Genomic DNA, 20700 nt, shown 5'->3' on the forward strand with positions numbered 1-20700 from the left:
TGATCGGGCACTCTCCGCTGCCTGCAAAACTCATGTGAGGACCACGAGTCTACCGCCTCCCACGGGGTGGACCAGAGAGACGGCGATCTTTGTAGCGCGCTTCCCCCACCCCTTCGGGGCTACCGGAGTCACATCTTCCCCTTCAAATCGTTCACATGCGCGCGGGCATGCGGTCCTCGCTCGCCAAATCCGAAAAGCGCGTGATGTTGGCGTCGAACTGCAGCTCAACGGTGCCGGTGGGGCCGTGGCGCTGCTTGCCGAGGATCACCTCGGCCTTGCCGTGAACGCGGTTCATCTCGGCTTCCCAGGCGAAGAACTCCTCGGTGCCTTCGCGCGGCTTCTTGTTGTTGACGTAGTATTCCTCGCGGAACACGAACATCACCACGTCGGCGTCCTGCTCGATGGAGCCCGATTCGCGTAGGTCCGAGAGCTGCGGGCGCTTGTCGTCGCGGTTCTCCACCTGACGCGAGAGCTGCGACAGGCCGATGATCGGCACCGCGAGTTCCTTGGCGAGCGCCTTCATGCCGGTGGTGATCTCGGTCATCTCCTGCACGCGGTTGTCGCTCTTCTTGCCGCTGCCCGAGAGGAGCTGCAGGTAGTCGATGATGAGGAGATCGAGGCCCTTCTGACGCTTGAGGCGGCGGGCGCGGGCGGCGAGCTGTGCGATGGAGATGCCGCCGGTCTGGTCGATGTAGAACGGGATCGTCTGCATGTCGCGGGCCGCGTCGGTGATCTTGTAGAAATCCTCCGGCCGGATGTCGCCACGGCGGATCTTGTAGGAGGGCACGCCCGATTGCTCGGCGATGATACGGGTAGCCAGCTGCTCGGCCGACATTTCGAGGGAGAAGAACCCGACGATGCCGCCGTTCTTGGTCTCGATCCGCCCGTCGGGCTGCTTCTCGCCCCGATAGGCCTTGGCGACGTTGAAGGCGATGTTGGTCACCAGCGAGGTCTTGCCCATGGCCGGGCGGCCGGCAAGAATGATCAAGTCGGAGGATTGGAGACCACCCATCTTGGCGTCGAGATCCGACAGGCCGGTGGCGATGCCGGACAGCTTGCCGTCGCGCTGATAGGCCTTGGCGGCCATATCCACGGCAGCGGTGAGGGCATCGGAGAATTTCTGGAAGCCGCCATCGTACTTGCCCGATTCGGCGAGCTCGTAGAGCCGGCGCTCGGTGCCCTCGATCTGGTCGCGGGGCGAGGATTCCACCGGCGCCTCGTAGGCGCCGTTGACGAGATCCTCGCCGATGGTGATCAGCCGGCGGCGGATGGCGAGGTCGTAGATGGTGCGGCCGTAATCGCCGGCGTTGATGACGGTGGTGGCCTCGGCCGCAAGGCGGGCGAGGTATTGCATCACCGTCTGGCCGCCGAGATCGGCGTCGCCGAGATAGGTCTTGAGCGTGATCGGGGTCGCGAGCTTGCCGACCTTGATCAGCGAGGCGGCGACCTCGAAGATCTTGCGGTGGACATCCTCCATGAAATGCTCGGGCAGGAGAAAGTCCGAGATCCGGTAATAGGCATCGTTGTTGACGAGGATCGCGCCGAGCAGCGCCTGCTCCGCATCGATGTTGTGGGGCGCGACGCGAAACTCCTGCGTGACGCTGTGGAGGTTCGCCGTCAGGGCGTTGGGCAGGGCCATGGGCTGACTCGAGGCTCCGACTTCTTCGACACCGGGCGGCGATTCCTTCGCCGCGCCATTCCACTACCGCACGACCATGGCCCAGGCATGGTTAGCCGAACCTTAGCCGATTCCCGCGACCTGCCTTCCGTGCCACCTTCTCACCTCATCCTGAGGTGCCCGAGTGGGATGGAGGGTGCGCTCACGGCGACACGAAAAACGCCTGCCACCCCTTTCGGGATGACAGGCGCCATGCTGGAACAAATCGGGAACCAGTCAACCCCTTCCGGCGATGATCCCCGTTCTCCACCGGTCGTGGATGCAGCTTACTCGCGGTCGTCGCCGGCCTCGGCGAGAGCGGCGCCGACTTCGAGGCCGAGGTCGTCGAGGTTGAAGGCCTCACGCTCGGTGGTCGATTCGCCGCGGGCCTGACGCTCGGCCTCTTCCGGCGAACGGGCGACGTTGACGGTGACGGTCACCTCGACCTCGGGGTGGAGCACCACCGGCACATTGTGCAGGCCCAGCGTCTTGATCGGCTGGTTGAGGGCGAACTGGTCGCGGCCGACGGTGAAGCCCTCGGCGGTGACGACCTCGGCGAGATCGCGGGTGGAGACCGAACCGTAGAGCACGCCGGTCTCGCCCGACTGGCGGATCAGCACGAAGCTCTTGCCCTCGAGGGTCTCGGCGACGGACTGCGCCTCGCTCTTCTTCTCGAGGTTGCGGGCCTCGAGCTGGGCGCGCTGGGTCTCGAAGTGCTTCTTGTTGCCGGCGGTGGCGCGCAGGGCCTTGCCGCGGGCGAGGAGGAAGTTGCGGGCGTAGCCCGGCTTCACGTTCACGGTCTCGCCCATCTGGCCGAGTTTGGCGACGCGCTCGAGGAGGATGACTTCCATAATCGTGGTCCTTGTCTGAATGGGGTTGGGTGGGGAGAGAGTCCCGGCCGCGCGATGCGGGAGACGGGGCTCAGGTTCGTCCGGCGTCCTCCTTGGGACGGCGCCGGTTGAAGGCGGTGTCGGCGAGGCCGAACAGGGTCAGGGCGAGCAGCGCGACGCCCTGGGTGAAGAACAGGATCAGGTAGAGCCCGAACAGGAGGGCCATGCGTCCGGGCCGGCCGCGGCTGCGGTCGTGGAAGGCGGCGAGACCCTGCATGGCGAAGGCGGCGGTGAGCGCACCGATGAGGGCGATGCCGAGGACGCCCGGATAGCCGGGCACCAGGGCCAGCACGAAGGCCGCTCCCAGGATGCCGAGGACGGAGCGCGGCATCGCGGTGGAGGGGATGTCGGGCCAGGGCCGGGGCAGGCGGCCGGAGATGCGCACGATCCGCGCCGCGGCCCAGAGATAGAAGGTGAGCAGCACGGCGAGGCCCTGCGTCGCCAGTCCGGGGGCGATTGTCGCCAGGGCATCCGCCACCGCGTTCTGCTGGTCGGTGCCGGATTCGGCAGGGGGCGCCGCGTTGGTCTCAGGCTCGGCCGGGGTCTTCTCAGCCGGGGTCTTCTCGGCCGGTGGCTTATCCGCCGGGCTCTCGGCCGGTGTCGTGGCGGGGGGCGTCGTGCGGGGCTTGCCCTGCATTGTCACCAGCGTGCGGGTCATGCCGCGCAGCTGGGTCTGGAAGGTGTCGAAGCTCGGCGAGGCGATGACCGCAATGGCGACGAAGGCGACCCCGGCCGTGCAGGCGGTCCAGGCGAGGAGCCGCCCGGTCGGATACCATTCCATGGTGCCGTCGGCGTTCGGACGTCCGAGGAGTGCGAGATAGGCGAGCCACCAGGCCGGCAGGGCGAGATAGGCGAGGTAGCCGAGGCCGAGGAAGGGCTGCAGGAAGGCAAGCGCAACGGCGCCCGTGATCGCGGCGACGAGGGCGGCCTTGTGGCTCCAGCCGAGGCCCACGATGAGGATCGGGAGCGGGGCGAGCAGGTAGAGCACGATGGACAGCAGCGTGCCCTTCAGCAGGACGCCGAAGAGGAGTGCGGAAACGAGGCCCGCCCCGATGCCGATACCAAGAAACTGTTTCATCGATCCCGCTGTCCCGCTGTCCCGGAAAGAGGGCAGGGTTAGAGGCGTTTCATCTCGCCCCAACGACGCCCGGCAGCGCCAATGCCGCCGGTGTGTAGACGTCCCTCCCTCGTGGGGAAGGATCGAAGGTGGGGGGGCGCCGCCAGCCTGCATAAGCCGAGGATCACCCCCCACCTCCAACTCCTCCCCACGAGGGGGAGGAGGGGACCTCGTGGAGAGGTCGAGGCTTACTTGATCACGTAGGGGAGGAAGCCGAGGAAGCGGGCGCGCTTGATCGCCTGGGCGAGTTCACGCTGCTTCTTAGCCGACACCGCCGTGATGCGCGACGGCACGATCTTGCCGCGCTCGGAGACGTAGCGCGACAGGAGCTTGACGTCCTTGTAGTCGATCTTGGGCGCGTTCGCGCCTGAGAACGGGCAGGTCTTGCGACGACGGAAGAAGGGGCGACGTCCGCCGCCCGCACCACCACCACCACCAGCGGCAGGAGCCGCACCAGGTCCAGCACCGAAACCCATGGCTTAGTTCTCCCCGCCGAAGCTGCGCTCGGGACGGTCGCCGCGATCACCGCGGTCGCCACGATCCCGGTCGCCACCGAATCCACCACCACCGAAGCCTTCGTCGTCACGACGACGGCCGCGCTCACGATCCTTGCGGTCGTCGCGGTCGCGCTTCTGCATCATCGCCGACGGCTCGGATTCGAGCTCTTCGACGCGGACGGTCATGAAGCGCAGGACGTCCTCGGAGATCTGCATCTGGCGCTCCATCTCGGCGAGAGCCGCCGGGGGGGCGTCGACGTTGAGGAGCGTGAAATGCGCCTTGCGGTTCTTCTTGATGCGGTAGGCGAGGGACTTCACGCCCCACATCTCGATCTTCTCGACCTTGCCGCCATTGGCTTCGATGACGCCCTTGTAGGTCTCGACCATGGTCTCGACCTGCTGGGCCGTCACGTCCTGGCGCGCCAGGAAGACGTGTTCATAAAGAGGCATAACGGGCCCTTCATAGCAAAAGGGGCCCGACGGCACGGATGTGCGGGTGTCGATCGTCGGGCCGGTTCAACGCGTTTCGCCCGGCGCCAAGCCCTTCGAGCCGTTTGAAGGCCCGAGCGGTTGATCGAAGGCGGAGACACGGGACGATGGAGCGAACTCCGCATGCCGGACATGCCGGCACCGTCCGTTCAGCCCCCAGCCGGAGCGAACACGAGGTGCGGCGCATAGACGAGTTCGGACGGGATGGCAAGGATGACGGCACGAATGATCGCCGCGATCCCGGCGACAAGGAAGCCCGCGAACCGATCCGCTTCCGATGCTAGAGGGGCCTCCAAACCCGCGCACGCCACGTTGGAGGATCGCCGATGCGAGGCAGGAACCGAGTCGCCGCCCTCCTGTTCTGTCTGTCCGCATTCGGCCCGGCCTCCGCCGACGAGCCGGTGCTCCAGACGGTGGATTACGCCAACACGCGCTATTCGAAGCTCGACCAGATCAACGCCGGCAACGTGAAGCAGCTGCAGGTGGCCTGGACGTTCTCGACGGGTATCCTGCGCGGCCACGAGGGCGCCCCCCTCGTCGTCGGCAGCATAATGTACGTCCACACTCCCTTCCCGAACATCGTCTACGCCCTCGACCTCGACAAGGACGGCGTGATCGTCTGGAAGTACGAGCCCAAGCAGGACCCGTCGGTCATCCCGGTGATGTGCTGCGACACGGTCAACCGTGGTCTGGCTTATGCCGACGGCGCCATCATCCTGCACCAGGCCGATACCACCCTGGTTTCCCTCGATGCTAAGTCCGGCCGGGTGAACTGGTCGGTCAAGAACGGCGATCCGGCGGTCGGCGAGACCAACACCGCCACCGTAATGCCGGTGAAGGACAAGATCATCGTCGGTATCTCGGGGGCCGAGTACGGAGCCCGCGGCCATATCACCGCCTACGATGCCCGGACCGGGACACGGCTCTGGCGCGGCTATTCGACGGGGCCGGACGCGGACATGATCGTCGATCCGCAGAAGACCACCTCGCTCGGCCGGCCCATCGGTGAGAATTCGTCCCTCGCGAGCTGGGAGGGCGACCAGTGGAAGACAGGCGGCGGGGCGACCTGGGGCTGGTACTCCTACGATCCCGAACTCGACCTCATCTATTACGGGACTGCCAACCCCTCGACCTGGAATCCGAAGCAACGCCCCGGCGACAACAAGTGGACGACGGCGATCGTTGCCCGCAACCCGGATACCGGCATGATGCGCTGGGTCTACCAGATGACCCCGCACGACGAATGGGACTACGACGGCGTCAACGAGATGATCCTCACGGATCAGACGGTTCAGGGGACGGTCCGTCCGCTTCTCACGCATTTCGACCGTAACGGTTTCGGTTACACCTTGGACCGGAGCACCGGCGAACTGTTGGTGGCGGAAAAATTCGATCCGGCGGTGAACTGGGCCACCGGGATCGACGTGGACAAAAGCTCGGGCCGTTACGGGCGACCCTTGGTCGATCCGCGCCGTTCGCCCGACAGGACGGGAGAGGACGAGACCACCACCGGCATCTGTCCCGGTGCCATCGGCGCCAAGAACGAGCAACCGGCGGCGTATTCGCCGATCACCCGGCTGTTCTACGTGCCGACCAACCATATCTGCATGAGCTACGAGCCGTTCCACGTCACCTACACGCCTGGCATCCCCTTCGTGGGCGCCACCGTGACCCTGCAACCGACCGAGGACGGTCCCGAGACGGGGCGGTTCATCGCCTGGGACGGTGTCGCCGGGAGGGTCGTCTGGTCGAACACCGAGCCGTTCTCGGTCTGGTCCGGCGCCCTCGCCACCGCCGGGGACGTGGTTTTCTACGGCACGCTCGAAGGTTACCTGAAGGCTGTCGATGCGCGGACGGGCCGCGAACTGTACCGGTTCAAGACCCCGTCGGGCATCATCGGCAACGTGACGACCTACCTCCATAGCGGCAGGCAATACGTAGCCGTGCTCTCGGGTGTCGGCGGCTGGGCGGGAATTGGCCTGGCCGCCGGCCTCACGGATCCGGCGGACGGGGCCGGCGCGGTGGGCGGCTATGCCGGCCTGTCGCGCTACACCGCGCTCGGAGGGCAACTCACGGTCTTTGCCCTTCCCGAATTGCGGCACTGAAGCCTTAGGAGACGCTCGTTACGCCGTCGCGGGCGCGGAGCGCGGCCACGATCTCGTCGAAGCTCTTCTCCGGGATGTGGACGTAGGACACGTCGATCGTATCGATCCCGTCCTCCGCCGTCGGCTGCGCGACGAACTGGAGGAGACGGGAGGCATACGAGCCGGACAGGCCGCGCAGGACTTCGATGGTGATCGTGCCGCGCCTGGCCGTGATGGTGAGGGTGCGGGTCTGCGCGCGCTCGCGATAGCGCGCCTCGAGCGGTTTCATCCCCGCCAGGATCAGCAGGACGATGGCGGTGGTCGCAATCGCCGCCACGTAGAGGCCCGTTCCCGCAGCCAGGCCGATGGCGGCCACGGCCCACAATCCCGCCGCCGTGGTGAGGCCCTTCACCATCTCCCCGCGCAGCATGATCGTACCGGCACCGAGAAAGCCGATGCCGGACACCACCTGCGCCGCCATGCGCGACGGGTCGAGCGAGACGTTGGGCGTACCGAGAATGTCCGAAAAGCCGAAGGCCGAGACGATAACGATCAGGCAGGAGCCGACGCAGACGAGCATGTGCGTCCGCATCCCCGCCGCCCAGGCGAGACGCTCCCGCTCGAAGCCCACGGCACTGCCAAGCAGCGCCGCGAGCAGGAGGCGGCCCAGGATATCGAGATTGCCGATCACTCGCCGCCCACCCGCTTCGACCTAAGTCGCTCGGTCCTAGGCAGAGATCACGACCGCGACAATCCTGTCGTCGGGTCTATTTGCCGGTCGTCGGGCCTACTTGTCGGGCTTCTCGGAAAGGATCGCGCCGGTCTTCGGATCGGCGTGGAATTCCATCTTCACGCCGTTTTTCATGCCTTCGCCCTCCCAATGGCCGTCATCCGCCTCGAACTCGGTGATGTCGGTATAGCCTGCCTCCATCAGCTTCTGCTTGACCTGCTCGGCCGGCATCCAGTCCGCGCCGGGCTTGTCGGCAAGCGCGATGCCGGAGGATCCTGCGGTGAGGAGCAGGGCGAGAAGCGCGGGTTTCAGGGTCTTCATGGGTTCCTCCGAGGTTTCTTGTGCTGGCTTTTTTGCCGTCTACGGGCAAACATCGCCTCGGGTTTTCCGGTTCCGGAGAAGACTCACCTCAGCGAGGCGGCGATCGCTTGCTGGATACCGAGGATGTCGGCGCCGCGCTTGAGCGTCTTCCTGATCGGCTCGGGCCGGCCTGAGACCCAGATCGCCAGTTCCGAATCGAAGTCGAAACTGCCCGCCGTCTCCACCGAGAAACAGGTGATCGCTCGGTAGGGCACAGTCATGTAGGCGACCTTGCGCCCGGTCATGCCCTGCTTGTCCACCAGGATCAGCCGCCGGTCGGTGAAGACGATGAGATCGCGGATCACCCGGAAGGCGACCTGCACCGCTTCGCCCTGGGTGAGAACACCGCCGAGCGCTTCATGCACCTCCTGCGGAGAAAGGTCGCTGCCATGGCCGAACAGGCCGTCGAGAATTCCCATTGCGCGGCCTATCCCGAAAATGTCGCCTTACCCCTATTTAGGGACGAGCCGGCCCGGCACATCCTCTGCCGGTCGTTCTTTTTCGTGGGACTCGCCTGCCGTCCGGAGCCGCATGATGTCCGCCACACCCCCCGTTCCCCTGCGCCTCGGGGTGAATATCGACCACGTCGCCACCGTGCGTAATGCCCGCGGCGGACTCCATCCCGATCCCGTCGCCGCCGCCCTGCTCGCCGTGGAGGCCGGGGCGGACGGCATCACGGCGCATCTGCGCGAGGACCGCCGGCACATCCGCGATGCCGATATCGAGGCGCTGATGGCGCGGCTCTCCGTGCCGCTCAATTTCGAGATGGCGGCCACCGACGAGATGGTGGGGATCGCCACCCGCCTGCGGCCGCACGCCTCCTGCCTCGTGCCGGAGAAGCGCGAGGAGCGCACCACCGAGGGTGGCCTCGACATCGTCGGGCAGGCGGCGCATCTCGCCCCCCGGATCGCGGCCTTGTCCGCCGCCGGTATTCGCGTTTCGCTCTTCGTCGAGCCCGACGAGGCGGTGATGGACGCGGCTCTCCGTCTCAAAGCACCCGTGGTCGAACTGCATACCGGGAGCTATTGCGAGGCCGTCGCGGAGGGCAATGGCGTGCGGGTGGCGCATGAACTCGCCCGCATCGCGCGGGCCGCCGATTACGGCTCGCGGATCGGCCTCGAAGTCCATGCCGGCCACGGTCTCGCCCTCGACAGCGTCGGGCCGGTGGCGGCCCTGCCGCAGCTCGCCGAGCTCAATATCGGCCATTCTCTCATTGGCGAGGCCATCTTCCACGGGCTCGGCCAGGCGATCCGCGACATGCGTGCCGCCATGGACCGGGCCCGGACGGGGATTGCGGTATGATCGTCGGCATCGGCTCCGATCTCTGCGACATCCGCCGGATCGAACGGTCCCTGGAGCGTTACGGCGAGCGCTTCACCCACCGGATCTATACCGATGGCGAGCGCGCGAAATCGGAGGGTCGCGCCGCCCGCGCGCCCTCCTATGCCAGGCGGTTCGCCGCCAAGGAGGCCTGCGCCAAGGCCCTTGGCACCGGTATGAGCCACGGCGTGTTCTGGCGCGACATGGAGGTGGTGAGTCTGCCGGGCGGGGCACCGACCCTGCGTCTCACCGGGGGCGCCGCGGAGCGCCTGCGGGCGATGATTCCCGCCGGGCATGCTGCGAAGATCCACGTGACGCTCACCGACGATCCGCCCATGGCGCAAGCATTCGTGATCATCGAAGCCGTGCCCTCCTCCTTGCCCCTCCCGACCGCGCATGCTGAGCCGGCGACCGCTCGCGTTGCGGCCCCCGACCGCATGGTCTAGACCGCCGGTCATCACCGACAGTCGATCGGGTTCGCGCGTCGAGCCGGAGATTGCAGACAGAATGGAACGAGCGCGCGTGGATCACCAGACGAAGCGAGACCTGAGGGCGGCCGATACTGGCGCCTGGGCGAGCATCAAGGAGACGGTCAAGGTCGGCGTCCAGGCGCTGCTGATCGCCCTCGTGGTGCGCACGCTGCTCTTCCAGCCCTTCAACATCCCGTCCGGATCGCTGGTGCCGACGCTGCTGGTGGGCGACTATCTGTTCGTGTCCAAGTATTCCTACGGATATTCGAAGTACTCTCTGCCCCTGAGCGAGTACCTGCCGTTCAAGGCCGATGGCCGGATCTGGGCGGCGGAGCCGAAGCGCGGCGACATCGCGGTGTTCAAGCTGCCGAAGGACAATGCCACCGACTACATCAAGCGCGTCATCGGCCTGCCCGGTGACAAGATCCAGATGAAGGCCGGCATCCTCTACATCAACGACGTGGCGGTGAAGCGCGAGCGCATCGCGCCTTACGAGACCACCGGTCCGTACGGCGAGGAGACGAAGGTCGAGCAATACACCGAGACCCTGCCCAACGGCGTGGTGCATCAGGTGATCGAGCGCGAGGGCGACAACGGCTACTGGGACAATACCGAACCCTATCTTGTGCCGCCCGGCCGTTACTTCATGATGGGCGACAACCGCGACAATTCCACGGATTCGCGCGATCTCGCCAATGTCGGCTTCGTCCCGTTCGAGAATTTCGTCGGCCGCGCCGAAATGATCTTCTTCTCCATCGACGAAGGCACGCCCGCCTGGCAGATTTGGCAATGGCCGACGAAGGTGCGGTGGGGCCGCATCTTCAGCAGCATCCATTAGGACGATCGATCGTGGGTGAGGAGGCGCGTCCTTCCAGCCGGGCGCGTCGCGCACCGCGACCGAAGCCCGGCCTGAACGTGCTCGAGGAGCGGATCGGCCATGTCTTCGCCGACCGGGCCCTCCTGTCCCTGGCCCTGACCCATGTCAGCAAGGCCGGCGGCGGCGGACGGGTGGGAAGCTACCAGCGCCTCGAATTCCTCGGCGACCGCGTGCTCGGCCTCGCCATCGCCGATCTGCTCTACGAAGCGTTCCCCCAGGCCGATGAGGGCGACCTGTCGCGGCGTCTCGCCGGGCTCGTGCGCCGGGAGACCTGCGCCTCGGTGGCGACGGCCTGGGATGTGGGACCGCATCTCGCCTTGGGCCCGGGCGAAGTCCAGAGCGGCGGCCGCCGCAACCAGACGATCCTGGCCGATGCCTGCGAATCGATCCTCGGCGCGGTCTTCCTCGATGCCGGATACGAGGCGGCGAAGGCCATCGTCCTGACCGCTTTCGCGCCCGGCACCGACACGGCGGCGCCGCGCGGACGCGACGCGAAATCCGCTCTTCAGGAGTGGGCGATGGGCCGCGCCCTGCCGATCCCGGTCTACGACGTGGTGGAGCGGTCCGGCCCGGACCATGCCCCCGTCTTCCGGATCGCCGCGCGTGTGGAGGGCCTGGAGCCCGGATACGGCACCGGTCCTTCGAAACGCCTCGCCGAGCAGGAGGCCGCCCGCCTCGTCCTCGACCGCGAGGTTCACGGTGTGAGTCAGCAGGCTGGCACGACCCCCCTCAATGGAATGGAGACGTCGGCGGACGTCGGTGAAGAAAGCGACTCCGATGCCTGACGACCACAACGATTTCGACGACGAGGACAATCTGCCCCCTCAGGCCGCGCTGCCCGAGATCAAGCCGCTGCCGGTCATTCCGGCGGATTCGAGTGCCGGGTTCGTCGCCCTGATCGGCGTGCCCAATGCCGGCAAGTCGACTCTGCTCAACAGTCTCGTGGGGACCAAGGTCTCCATCGTCTCGCGCAAGGTCCAGACCACGCGGGCGCTGGTGCGCGGCATCGTCATGGAGGGCAGCGCCCAGATCATCCTGGTGGACACGCCCGGCATCTTCGCGCCCAAGCGCCGCCTCGACCGGGCGATGGTGCATTCCGCCTGGAGCGGCGCTGCCGATGCCGACGCGATCTGCCTGCTGGTCGATGCGCGTAAGGGTGTGACCGAGGAGGTCGAGGCGATCCTCGCCCGCCTGCCCGAGGTGCGCCGCCCCAAGGCCCTGATCCTCAACAAGATCGACCTGATCCCGCGTGACCGTCTGCTGGCCCTCGCCGCCTCGCTCAACGAGCGCATCGCCTTCGCCCATACCTTCATGATCTCCGCCCTCAACGGCGACGGCATCGATACGCTGCGGAAGACCCTGGCCGGGATGATGCAGCCCGGCCCCTGGCTCTACCCGGAGGACCAGGTCTCCGACGCGCCCCTGCGCATGCTCGCCGCGGAGATCACCCGCGAAAAGCTCTACGACCGGCTCCACGAGGAACTGCCCTACCGCTCCACCGTAGAGACCGACCAGTGGGTGGCCAAGACCGATGGTTCGGTCCGGATCGAGCAGACGATCTTCGTGGAGCGCGAGAGCCAGCGTTCCATCGTTCTCGGCAAGGGCGGACAGACCATCAAGGCGATCGGGCAGGCGGCGCGGCGCGAGATCGCCGAGGCGGCCGATCAACCCGTCCACCTGTTCCTGCACGTCAAGGTGCGCGAAAACTGGGCCGACGACCCGGCGCGCTATCGCGAAATGGGACTCGAATTTCCACGCGGATGACGGCAGGCCCGATGTGGCACGGCATGATTCGAGGTAACCGATGCGCATCTCGTGCTGCGCTGCCGCATAAATCACAGTATCGTCTTGCGGAAGGGCGTGGTTCTCGAAGCGTGGGTGCAAGTGAACGGCTTGCTTTGAACGATTCCGTACAGAAGAGCTTGGCAATGACTTGACAGGCTGTTGCCAACCGATTCGCTCGATTTTGCGAATTTAGCGGATGCGGCGAAGATAACCTTTCCAACGAGGCCATCGCCGGCTACCAATCGCGAAGCCGCATTCGGTTCCGAGTCGCGGAACCCTCTATCTTCCTCTCAACGCCCGACTCTCGAGGCGCGCGTGCTGTCGCGCCGGATCCGTCAATGATGCCTTCTCCCTCCGTCCCGGATGCCGTCTATGGTTCACCTCCCGCCGAACTCGCCGACGTGTCCGCAGGGGCGGCTCAACTCTCGCCGCTGATCCCCGGATCGGTCCGGCTCGAGGACATTGCCGAAGGCAGCCTCGAGAGCGTGACCATGCTGGCCCCGGCGGGGACGATCGAGCGGCGCTACGCCCTGTCTCTCTCTCTGCGCGCCCTGCGTCCGGGCGGTCGCCTGCGCGCGCTCGCGCCGAAGGACAAGGGCGGCGCCCGCCTCGGTCGCGAGTTGAAGGAATTCGGCTGCGAGCCGGCCGAGACGGCCAAGCGGCATCACAGGATCTGCGACGTCGCCCGGCCCGCCGCGATCATCGACCTCGACGAGGTGATCCAGGAAGGCGCCCCCCGCCACATCGACAACCTCGCTCTGTGCACGCAGCCCGGCGTCTTCTCCTGGGACCGGCTCGATCCGGGCACGGCGCTGCTCCTGGCCAACCTGCCGGCCCTGTCCGGCCGGGGCGCCGATTTCGGCTGCGGGATCGGGGTTCTCGCCCGTGCCGTCCTCGCCTCGCAGGGCGTCACCGCGCTGACCCTGATCGACATCGACCGACGCGCCGTGGAGATGGCCCGCCGCAACGTGGGCGATCCCCGCGCCGACATCCGCTGGGCCGATATCCGCTCCACCGATGTCACCCTGGAGCGTCTCGACTTCGTGGTGATGAACCCGCCCTTCCACGACGGCGGGACCGAGGATCGTTTTCTCGGCGAGGTCTTCATCCGCCGCGCCGCCGAGACGTTGAGGCCCGGCGGCACGCTCTGGCTCACTGCCAACACGCACCTGCCCTACGAGGCGCCCCTGAAAGCCGCCTTCAAGGCCGTTACGCTGAAGGCCTCGGCCGGCGGCTACAAGATCTACGAAGCCCGCAAATGAGCGCGGCTCTGTGAGCAAGAGTCCGAGCCTCAGGCTCGATCGCCTGCTGGCGAATCTCGGTTACGGTTCGCGCCGGGAGATCGGCCTTCTCGCCAAGGCCGATCTCATCGTGCTCGACGGGGCGCCGCTGCGCGACGCCAACCAGCGCATCGCCGTGACGCCCGACCTGTCCGGGCGCATGGTCGTCGATGGCGATCCCCTCGATCCGCCGCCCGGCCTCGCTTTGATGATGCATAAGCCGCTGGGCGTGACCTGCTCCCACAAGGAGGTCGGTCCCCTGGTCTACGGCCTGCTGCCGGAGCGCTGGCGCCGGCGAGATCCGGCCCTGTCCACCATCGGCCGTCTCGACAAGGAGACCTCCGGCCTCCTGCTGCTCACCGATGACGGGGCTCTCCTGCACAAGGTGATCGCCCCGAAATCGAACGTGGCCAAGCGCTACCGCGTGGCGCTCGACCGTCCGCTTAAGGGCGACGAGGTCATGGTGCTGGGCAGCGGCTCGATGCTGCTCGACGGAGAGGACAAGCCACTCCTTCCGGTGGAGATGGAGGTCGAGGACGAGACCCACGTGGTCGTGACCCTGCATGAGGGACGCTACCATCAGGTCCGCCGCATGTTCGCGGCCCTCGGCAATCACGTCACCGCCCTGCATCGCGACCGGATCGGCGGCCTGACCCTGCCGGACGACCTCGAAGCCGGCGCGTATCGCATCCTCACCGAGGACGACATTCGTGCCGTCCTGGGCGCGCCCTCGCTAGCCTGATCGATTGACCAGCGCCGCGAGCGCGACTGAACTCCCATCGTCTTGCCTCGGCGGATATCCTCTGCTAAGGCCCCGCCCATTCCACACGCGGAGCCGGCCTCATGCCTGAATGAGGCGTTTCCGGTGATCGTTCCTTTCGAGGGGCGTTCGCTTCCTCCGCGGCGGCATCAACCGGAAGAGAAACAAGATCATGGCCGTTGATTTCACGATGCGTCAGCTCCTCGAAGCGGGCGCCCATTTCGGACACCAGTCCCACCGCTGGAACCCGAAGATGCAGACCTACATCTTCGGTACCCGCAACAACATCCACATCATCGATCTGGCCCAGACCGTGCCGGCCCTTCACCAGGCCCTGCAGGCCGTGAGCGACACCGTCGCCAAGGGCGGCCGCGTGCTGTTCGTCGGCACCAAGCGTCAGGCCGCCGACACGATCGCTGAGGCCGCCAAGCGCTCGGCCCAGTACTACGTCAACTCCCGCTGGCTCGGCGGCATGCTGACCAACTGGAAGACCATCTCGGGCTCGATCGCCCGTCTGCGCAAGGTCGACGAGACCCTCGAAGGTGGTGGCCAGGGCCTCACCAAGAAGGAGCGCCTGATGCTGTCCCGTGAAAAGGACAAGCTCGAGAAGGCGCTGGGCGGCATCAAGGACATGGGCGGCGTGCCCGACCTGCTGTTCGTGATCGACACCAACAAGGAGCAGCTCGCGATCAAGGAGGCCCAGCGCCTCGGGATCCCGGTGGCGGCCATCGTCGACACCAACTGCAACCCTGACGGCATCACCTACGTCGTCCCGGCCAACGACGATGCCGGCCGCGCGATCTCGCTCTATTGCGACCTCATCGCCCGCGCCGCCATCGACGGTATCTCGCGTGGCCAGGGCTCCAGCGGCGTCGATCTCGGCGCCTCCGAGGCCCCCGTCGCCGAAGAGCTCCCCCAGGAAGAGGCCGCCCTCTCGGTGGAGTCCGGTGCTCTCGATCCGGCCGACGTGGCCGCCCTCGTCGAGTCCACCGAGCATTTCGAACTGCTCTCCGCTCCCCGCGGCGCTCCGGACGACCTGTCCAAGCTCCACGGCGCCGGTCCGCAGATCGTGCAGAAGCTCAACGATGCCGGCGTGTACCATTACTGGCAGATCGCCGCGATGACCGACGCGGAAGTCGCCAAGGTCGATGCCGACCTGAAGCTCAACGGCCGCATCAGCCGCGACGGCTGGGTCGATCAGGCCCGTGGCTTCGCCGAGGCAGCTGCCGCCGCCTGATCGCACAGGCATCCCGGCAACGGGATGCCGCCGCAGACGTCGAACCCATCCACGAAGCCCGGCGCTCCCCCTAGCGTCGGGCTCCTTTATCATTTGAGACAGACCCGAAGAAAGGACTCGCCATGGCCAACATCACCGCCGCATTGGTGAAAGAGCTCCGCGAAAAGACCGGCGCGGGCATGATGGACTGCAAGGGCGCACTCAACGAGACGGACGGCGACATCGAAGCCGCGGTCGACTGGCTGCGCAAGAAGGGCCTCGCCAAGGCCGCCAAGAAGGCCGGGCGCGTCGCCGCCGAGGGCCTCGTGGCCGTCGAATCGTCGGGCCATCACGCCGCCATCGTCGAGGTGAATTCCGAGACCGACTTCGTCGCCCGCAACGACAGCTTCCAGGGCTTCGCCCGCGAGGCCGCCAAGCTTGCCCTCGACACCGACGGCTCGCTGGAAGGCCTTGAGGCCGCGCACTTCCCCGGCGGCTCCACGACGATCAAGGAGACGCTGTCGAGCCTCATCGCCACCATCGGCGAGAACATGACCCTGCGCCGCGTCGCCAAGCTCGACGTGACCAAGGGCGTGATCGCGTCCTACGTCCATGCCCAGGTCGCCGACGGCCTCGGCAAGATCGGCGTGCTGGTGGCTCTCGAATCGGAGGGCGACGTGGACGTCCTCTCCACCCTCGGCCGTCAGATCGCCATGCACGTCGCGGCCACCAACCCGGTGGCCCTGGACGCGGCCGGCGTCGATCAGGCCGTGCTCGAGCGCGAGAGCAACATCCTGCGCGAGAAGAACGCCGGCAAGCCGGACCACGTCCTCGCCAAGATCGTCGAGAGCGGCCTGAAGAGCTACTACAAGGAGGTCACCCTCCTGGAGCAGCCCTTCGTCCATGACGGCTCGAAGACGATCACGCAGGTGCTGAAGGAAGCCGAGGGCAAGGCCGGCGCGCCGGTTAAGCTCACCGCCTTCGTGCGCTACGCCCTCGGCGAGGGCATCGAGAAGGAAGAGGCGCCCGACTTCGCCACAGAAGTCGCGGCTGCCGCGCGCGGCTGACGCCGTCTTCCAGCTGGATCGATACTCATCTCGTGGAACGGGCGGTGGCAGCGATGCCGCCGCCCGTTCTGCGTTTCCCGGACGACAATCGTGCCTCGTCTCTCCACAGGACCGGAATGCACCCGACAGGATGACAGCTAAGACCGTCCTGCCCCTCGACCTTCGCGACCGCCTTGCGATAGACAGCGGGCGCTTCCGATTGAATCGTTCGGCCTTGCGCCGGTGCTCGAGGGGACTGGCGCCATGCCGCAGACCAAACCGTTTCGCCGCGTGCTCGTGAAGCTGTCGGGCGAGGCTCTGGCCGCCCCCGACGGGTACTGGCTGCATCCCCCGCTCCTGGCGGCCCTGGCGGACGATATCGCCAAGACCCTGGAGGCCGGCTTCCAGGTCGCCCTGGTGGTCGGGGGCGGCAACATGATCCGGGGCGCGCGCATCTCGTCGGCGGGCTGGATCGACCGCGCCACCGGCGATTCGCTGGGCATGATCGCCACCGTGATGAACTCCCTCGCCCTGGAGACGGCGCTCAATGCCGCCGGCGTGCCCGCCCGCACCATGTCCGCCGTGTCGATGCCGACGATCTGCGAGACTTATGCGCGCCAGCCGGCCCTGCACCATCTCGACAAGGGCCAGGTGGTCGTCCTCGCCGGCGGCACCGGCAACCCGTATTTCACCACCGACACCGCCGCCGTCCTGCGCGCGGCCGAACTGCGCTGCGGAGCCGTGCTCAAGGCGACGCAGGTGGACGGGGTCTATTCAGCCGATCCGAAGAAGGACCCGTCGGCGGTGCGCTACGATCGCCTGACCCATGACGATGCCATCGCCCGCGATCTGAAGATTATGGATACCGCCGCCTTCGCCCTGGCCCGCGAGAGCCGCATCTCCATCGTGGTTGGCTCGGTCCACGCTCCGAGTTCGGTGACCGCGATCCTCACCGGGAACGCCCCTTCGACGCATGTCGTGCCCTGACGGCACCTCATCTCAAGTATCGGCCTGGCTGTGCCGAGTTGATGCGCGGCGGTCTTTCAGTCGATCGCTTGCATTCGCCATCAGGGTTTCTTGAGGATTTTAGTTCGTCCTGTGAAAGGGAACGCCTGCCGCTCGCCCGAAGCGGCTACCGAGCATAGTCGATGCCCCTGTCGCAGATCGTTTTCTATAGCCGGAATCTCGTGAAGCTGACGGGCGGTTCGATGCGCGACATGGTCAGGGACATCCTAGCCTCCTGCAGTCGCTACGATCGTGCGTCGGGCATGACCGGAGCCCTCGTGTTCAACGAGGATTTCTTCCTCCAGGCCATGGAGGGCGAGTCATCGACGATCTCGGAGCAGCTCTGGAATCTGGCAGCGGACAGCCGTCACAGCGGGATGGTCCTCGTCTCGGCCGCCCCGGTGCAGCAGCGTTCGTTGGGGGGATGGACGGTGGGCTATGCCGGCCGTTCGGAGGTCCTCAACGCCCTCTATCTCCAATACGGTCCCACTGCGAAGTTCGACCCCACGGAGATGTCGGCGGCGGCCATCATCGCCCTGCTCCGGGCGTTCACGGAGCTCGATGCGAGCCATTTCGTCCAGCGCTCCGGCCAGCCGGGGATCGTGGCGATCAAGCCGGTCGCGCGATAGTCCGATCCCGAACCCGGCTCGCACCGGCGATTTGATCCGCCGCGGCTGCGAACGCCATTTGCGACCTGTCGGATTTTGGTTCATTGAGGCCGCACGCACGGGCCCCGGCGGCCCCACGCCCTTTCTCCCCAATTTCGTCGGGACACACAGTATGGCGACCCCAGAGTTCGACCTGAACGATATCAAGCGCCGGATGCAGGGCGCCGTGAGCGCCTTGTCGAAGGATCTCGGCTCCCTGCGCACAGGACGCGCCACCCCGAGCATTCTCGATCCGATCAACGTCGATGCCTACGGGTCGTCGATGCCGATGGCCCAGGTCGCCACGGTGAGCGTGCCCGAGCCGCGCCTCCTGTCGATCTCGGTCTGGGACCGGAGCATGGTCGCCGCCGTGGAAAAGGCCATCCGTGAATCCGATCTCGGGCTGAACCCTCAGACCGAAGGCCAGACCATCCGCCTGCGCGTGCCGGAGATGAACGAGCAGCGCCGCAAGGAAATGGTCAAGGTCGCCCATAAATACACCGAGGAGGCCCGCGTCGCGGTCCGCCACGTCCGCCGCGATGCGCTCGACCATCTCAAGAAGCTCGAGAAGGACAGCGCCATCAGCGAAGACGACGAGAAGCGTCAGGCCACCGAGGTGCAGAAGGTGACCGACCAGCACATCGCCGAGATCGATGGCGTTCTCGCCACGAAGGAAAAGGAAATCATGCAGGTCTAAGTTTCGGACGGGTATGGAATCGACGGAATCACGGACGGGGAGAAGCGCGTTGGGTCGCTCAGAGGGCGCGCGTCAGATCGAGGTATCTGCGGCCGGGGATAGGGATGCGGCCGCCGCCACGGTCGGCCTCGCCTCGCGCGATGCCGCGCCGTCGGGGTCCGGCTCGTCTCCCGCTACCCGTCCGGCGACGCCCGCCCATGTGGCCATCATCATGGATGGCAACGGCCGCTGGGCCGCGCGCCGCGGTCTGCCGCGGGTCGAGGGGCATCGCCGCGGCGTCGAGGCCGTCCGCCGCGCGGTCCGCTCCGCCATCGACCTCGGCGTCTCCTATCTGACGATCTACAGCTTCTCTTCCGAGAACTGGCGCCGGCCGCCGGCCGAGATCGCCGATCTCATGGGCCTGCTGAAGCTGTTCGTGCGGCGCGACCTCGCCGAGCTTCACGGCAACAACGTGCGCGTCAAGATCATCGGCGCCCGCGAGGGCTTGAGCGCCGATATCGCCGCATTACTCGATGAGGCCGAGGCGCGGACCCGCGGCAATACCGGTCTCACCCTGATCATCGCCTTCAATTACGGCGGGCGCCAGGAAATCCTGCGGGCGGTGCGGACCCTGGCCCAGGCCGTGGCCGACGGGCGGATGAGCCCCGCCGAAATCGGCCTCGAAGCCATCGCCCAGGCCCTCGATACCACCGGCATTCCTGATCCCGACCTCGTCATCCGCACCTCCGGTGAGCAACGCCTGTCGAACTTCCTCACATGGCAGACGGCCTACGCCGAATACGTCATCGTGCCGGAATTCTGGCCGGATTTCGATCACGCCTGCTTCCATGCGGCCATCGACGAGTACCATCGCCGCGACCGCCGCTTCGGCGGCCTCAGCGGCAAGGCCGGGTGATGGTGTCGCCCGGCGACGCGGCATCCGCGCCGAGGCGTGGCCCCCTCGGCGGCCGCGAGTTCCAGCTTCGGACCGCGTCGGCCATCGTGCTGGCGACCATCGTGCTCACCACGCTGTTCCTTGGCGGCTGGGCCTTCGCAGCCATCTGGCTCATCGCCGGCATCGTCTTCGCGGGCGAATGGATCACGATCAGCCGGATCGCGCCGCTCAGGCTCACCGTGGCGCTCACGGGCCTGGGGTTGGCCGGCCTCGCCCTCTGCCTGCGTCTGGATGCGTCGCTGCCGATCTGGCTCGCGGTCACCATAGCCGCCCTCGTGGCGCTCCTCGTCACCGTGCGGGATTCCGGCGGGCGGGGTCGCGTCGTCATCGGTTTCCTCAGCGCCGCCGTGCTGGTCCTGGTTCCCCCGGCCCTGCGCGACGACCCCGCCATCGGCATCTTCGGCCCGGCCTGGATGTTCGCCGTGGTCTGGTCCACCGACATCGTCGCCTACATCACCGGACGCACCTTCGGCGGGCCGAAGCTGATGCCGTCGGTGAGCCCCAAGAAGACGTGGTCGGGCTCCCTCGGCGGCCTCGCGGCGGGCATCGCCGCCGGCACCCTGCTGGCGATGGCCGCGCGCTCGCAGGGGTGGAGCAGTCTCGCCGACGCCCCCCTCGCCGTAGTCGCGCTCACCGCCGCCGCCGCCTCCATCCTGAGCCAGGCCGGCGATCTCGCCGAATCGGCGCTGAAACGACATTACGGCGTGAAGGATTCGGGCCGCTCGATCCCGGGCCATGGCGGTGTCATGGACCGCCTCGACGGCTTCTTCGCCGTGGCCGTCCTCGCCGGCCTCTATCTCATCGCCCACCGCTACGCCGTGGTCTGAAGGAATCGATCC

23 protein-coding genes are annotated in these 20700 nt (G+C 66.9%); 15 read left to right on the forward strand and 8 right to left on the reverse strand.

The window, feature by feature from the left end:
* Nucleotides 1-151 precede the first annotated feature (151 nt).
* The 5 genes from FPV16_RS10615 to rpsF all read right to left on the reverse strand — a co-directional run bounded on the left by FPV16_RS10615 (nt 152) and on the right by rpsF (nt 4611).
* Nucleotides 152-1639 carry a replicative DNA helicase gene (locus tag FPV16_RS10615; protein WP_227438170.1) on the reverse strand — a complete coding sequence of 496 codons (1488 nt, stop codon included), beginning with the start codon at nt 1637-1639 and terminating at the stop codon, nt 152-154.
* Between the two features lie 305 nt (nt 1640-1944).
* The gene (gene rplI, locus FPV16_RS10620) at nt 1945-2508 is read right to left on the reverse strand and encodes a 50S ribosomal protein L9 (protein WP_147829092.1); all 564 of its coding nucleotides are present in this window, start codon (nt 2506-2508) and stop codon (nt 1945-1947) included.
* Nucleotides 2509-2578: 70 nt separating this feature from the next.
* Nucleotides 2579-3625 (reverse strand): DUF2232 domain-containing protein, encoded by a 1047-nt coding sequence (locus FPV16_RS10625; RefSeq protein ID WP_227438171.1) that lies wholly within the window; start codon nt 3623-3625, stop codon nt 2579-2581.
* Between the two features lie 227 nt (nt 3626-3852).
* Nucleotides 3853-4140, reverse strand: a complete 288-nt coding sequence (rpsR, locus tag FPV16_RS10630) for a 30S ribosomal protein S18 (RefSeq protein ID WP_056432380.1) — start codon at nt 4138-4140, stop codon at nt 3853-3855.
* Nucleotides 4141-4143: 3 nt separating this feature from the next.
* Nucleotides 4144-4611, reverse strand: coding sequence for a 30S ribosomal protein S6 (gene rpsF, locus FPV16_RS10635; protein ID WP_018045048.1), 468 nt, complete (start codon nt 4609-4611; stop codon nt 4144-4146).
* 365 nt (nt 4612-4976) lie between these two features.
* On the opposite strand from rpsF, the gene FPV16_RS10640 reads away from it, so the two are divergent.
* Entirely contained in the window at nt 4977-6755 is a 1779-nt protein-coding gene (locus FPV16_RS10640) for a methanol/ethanol family PQQ-dependent dehydrogenase (protein ID WP_227438172.1), read from the forward strand.
* A gap of 4 nt (nt 6756-6759) precedes the next feature.
* Here FPV16_RS10640 and FPV16_RS10645 read toward each other — a convergent pair whose 3' ends face one another.
* The 3 genes from FPV16_RS10645 to FPV16_RS10655 all read right to left on the reverse strand — a co-directional run bounded on the left by FPV16_RS10645 (nt 6760) and on the right by FPV16_RS10655 (nt 8243).
* Nucleotides 6760-7425 (reverse strand): MgtC/SapB family protein, encoded by a 666-nt coding sequence (locus FPV16_RS10645; RefSeq protein ID WP_227438173.1) that lies wholly within the window; start codon nt 7423-7425, stop codon nt 6760-6762.
* A gap of 96 nt (nt 7426-7521) precedes the next feature.
* On the reverse strand, nt 7522-7785 hold the full coding sequence (locus FPV16_RS10650; protein WP_227438174.1) for a PepSY domain-containing protein: 264 nt from the start codon (nt 7783-7785) through the stop codon (nt 7522-7524).
* Nucleotides 7786-7868: 83 nt separating this feature from the next.
* Nucleotides 7869-8243 (reverse strand): PH domain-containing protein, encoded by a 375-nt coding sequence (locus FPV16_RS10655; protein ID WP_227438175.1) that lies wholly within the window; start codon nt 8241-8243, stop codon nt 7869-7871.
* A 115-nt stretch (nt 8244-8358) separates the two neighbouring features.
* Here FPV16_RS10655 and FPV16_RS10660 point away from each other — a divergent pair, with 115 nt between their 5' ends.
* The 14 genes from FPV16_RS10660 to FPV16_RS10725 all read left to right on the forward strand — a co-directional run bounded on the left by FPV16_RS10660 (nt 8359) and on the right by FPV16_RS10725 (nt 20688).
* Nucleotides 8359-9126, forward strand: a complete 768-nt coding sequence (locus tag FPV16_RS10660) for a pyridoxine 5'-phosphate synthase (protein WP_227438222.1) — start codon at nt 8359-8361, stop codon at nt 9124-9126.
* On the forward strand, nt 9123-9590 hold the full coding sequence (gene acpS / locus FPV16_RS10665) for a holo-ACP synthase (RefSeq protein WP_227438176.1): 468 nt from the start codon (nt 9123-9125) through the stop codon (nt 9588-9590). The genes FPV16_RS10660 and acpS overlap by 4 nt, the downstream gene beginning before the upstream one ends.
* Before the next feature lie 61 nt (nt 9591-9651).
* Nucleotides 9652-10452: a signal peptidase I gene (lepB, locus tag FPV16_RS10670; protein ID WP_027172155.1), complete on the forward strand. Its 801-nt coding sequence runs from the start codon at nt 9652-9654 to the stop codon at nt 10450-10452.
* An 11-nt stretch (nt 10453-10463) separates the two neighbouring features.
* Complete coding sequence (gene rnc / locus FPV16_RS10675; protein ID WP_227438177.1) at nt 10464-11276, forward strand: ribonuclease III; 813 nt, start codon at nt 10464-10466, stop codon at nt 11274-11276.
* Nucleotides 11269-12255: a GTPase Era gene (era, locus tag FPV16_RS10680; protein ID WP_227438178.1), complete on the forward strand. Its 987-nt coding sequence runs from the start codon at nt 11269-11271 to the stop codon at nt 12253-12255. Before rnc ends, era begins: the two co-directional genes overlap by 8 nt.
* Nucleotides 12256-12614: 359 nt before the next feature.
* The gene (locus tag FPV16_RS10685; protein ID WP_227438179.1) at nt 12615-13538 is read left to right on the forward strand and encodes a class I SAM-dependent methyltransferase; all 924 of its coding nucleotides are present in this window, start codon (nt 12615-12617) and stop codon (nt 13536-13538) included.
* A gap of 10 nt (nt 13539-13548) precedes the next feature.
* Nucleotides 13549-14298 (forward strand): pseudouridine synthase, encoded by a 750-nt coding sequence (locus FPV16_RS10690; RefSeq protein WP_227438180.1) that lies wholly within the window; start codon nt 13549-13551, stop codon nt 14296-14298.
* Nucleotides 14299-14488: 190 nt separating this feature from the next.
* Nucleotides 14489-15553 (forward strand): 30S ribosomal protein S2, encoded by a 1065-nt coding sequence (locus FPV16_RS10695; protein ID WP_227438181.1) that lies wholly within the window; start codon nt 14489-14491, stop codon nt 15551-15553.
* Between the two features lie 122 nt (nt 15554-15675).
* A complete protein-coding gene (gene tsf / locus FPV16_RS10700; RefSeq protein WP_227438182.1) occupies nt 15676-16599 on the forward strand; it encodes a translation elongation factor Ts in 924 nt (307 codons plus the stop codon).
* Between the two features lie 243 nt (nt 16600-16842).
* Nucleotides 16843-17565 carry a UMP kinase gene (pyrH, locus tag FPV16_RS10705; RefSeq protein WP_227438183.1) on the forward strand — a complete coding sequence of 241 codons (723 nt, stop codon included), beginning with the start codon at nt 16843-16845 and terminating at the stop codon, nt 17563-17565.
* Nucleotides 17566-17726: 161 nt separating this feature from the next.
* Nucleotides 17727-18212, forward strand: coding sequence for a BLUF domain-containing protein (locus tag FPV16_RS10710; protein WP_227438184.1), 486 nt, complete (start codon nt 17727-17729; stop codon nt 18210-18212).
* Nucleotides 18213-18363: 151 nt separating this feature from the next.
* On the forward strand, nt 18364-18927 hold the full coding sequence (gene frr, locus FPV16_RS10715; RefSeq protein WP_227438185.1) for a ribosome recycling factor: 564 nt from the start codon (nt 18364-18366) through the stop codon (nt 18925-18927).
* 49 nt (nt 18928-18976) lie between these two features.
* Nucleotides 18977-19822: an isoprenyl transferase gene (locus FPV16_RS10720; protein ID WP_227438186.1), complete on the forward strand. Its 846-nt coding sequence runs from the start codon at nt 18977-18979 to the stop codon at nt 19820-19822.
* Nucleotides 19822-20688, forward strand: coding sequence for a phosphatidate cytidylyltransferase (locus FPV16_RS10725; RefSeq protein WP_227438223.1), 867 nt, complete (start codon nt 19822-19824; stop codon nt 20686-20688). Before FPV16_RS10720 ends, FPV16_RS10725 begins: the two co-directional genes overlap by 1 nt.
* Nucleotides 20689-20700: the final 12 nt, after the last annotated feature.

The organism is Methylobacterium sp. W2 (genome assembly GCF_020662345.1).
Taxonomy (GTDB): domain Bacteria; phylum Pseudomonadota; class Alphaproteobacteria; order Rhizobiales; family Beijerinckiaceae; genus Methylobacterium.

Coding starts and splice junctions, on each gene's coding strand:
- FPV16_RS10615 (WP_227438170.1), bottom strand. CDS start 1,639: ATGGCCCTGCCCAACGCCCTGACGGCGAACCTCCACAGCGTCACGCAG.
- rplI (WP_147829092.1), bottom strand. CDS start 2,508: ATGGAAGTCATCCTCCTCGAGCGCGTCGCCAAACTCGGCCAGATGGGC.
- FPV16_RS10625 (WP_227438171.1), bottom strand. CDS start 3,625: ATGAAACAGTTTCTTGGTATCGGCATCGGGGCGGGCCTCGTTTCCGCA.
- rpsR (WP_056432380.1), bottom strand. CDS start 4,140: ATGGGTTTCGGTGCTGGACCTGGTGCGGCTCCTGCCGCTGGTGGTGGT.
- rpsF (WP_018045048.1), bottom strand. CDS start 4,611: ATGCCTCTTTATGAACACGTCTTCCTGGCGCGCCAGGACGTGACGGCC.
- FPV16_RS10640 (WP_227438172.1), top strand. CDS start 4,977: ATGCGAGGCAGGAACCGAGTCGCCGCCCTCCTGTTCTGTCTGTCCGCA.
- FPV16_RS10650 (WP_227438174.1), bottom strand. CDS start 7,785: ATGAAGACCCTGAAACCCGCGCTTCTCGCCCTGCTCCTCACCGCAGGA.
- FPV16_RS10655 (WP_227438175.1), bottom strand. CDS start 8,243: ATGGGAATTCTCGACGGCCTGTTCGGCCATGGCAGCGACCTTTCTCCG.
- FPV16_RS10660 (WP_227438222.1), top strand. CDS start 8,359: ATGTCCGCCACACCCCCCGTTCCCCTGCGCCTCGGGGTGAATATCGAC.
- acpS (WP_227438176.1), top strand. CDS start 9,123: ATGATCGTCGGCATCGGCTCCGATCTCTGCGACATCCGCCGGATCGAA.
- lepB (WP_027172155.1), top strand. CDS start 9,652: ATGGAACGAGCGCGCGTGGATCACCAGACGAAGCGAGACCTGAGGGCG.
- era (WP_227438178.1), top strand. CDS start 11,269: ATGCCTGACGACCACAACGATTTCGACGACGAGGACAATCTGCCCCCT.
- FPV16_RS10685 (WP_227438179.1), top strand. CDS start 12,615: ATGATGCCTTCTCCCTCCGTCCCGGATGCCGTCTATGGTTCACCTCCC.
- FPV16_RS10695 (WP_227438181.1), top strand. CDS start 14,489: ATGGCCGTTGATTTCACGATGCGTCAGCTCCTCGAAGCGGGCGCCCAT.
- tsf (WP_227438182.1), top strand. CDS start 15,676: ATGGCCAACATCACCGCCGCATTGGTGAAAGAGCTCCGCGAAAAGACC.
- pyrH (WP_227438183.1), top strand. CDS start 16,843: ATGCCGCAGACCAAACCGTTTCGCCGCGTGCTCGTGAAGCTGTCGGGC.
- FPV16_RS10710 (WP_227438184.1), top strand. CDS start 17,727: ATGCCCCTGTCGCAGATCGTTTTCTATAGCCGGAATCTCGTGAAGCTG.
- frr (WP_227438185.1), top strand. CDS start 18,364: ATGGCGACCCCAGAGTTCGACCTGAACGATATCAAGCGCCGGATGCAG.
- FPV16_RS10725 (WP_227438223.1), top strand. CDS start 19,822: ATGGTGTCGCCCGGCGACGCGGCATCCGCGCCGAGGCGTGGCCCCCTC.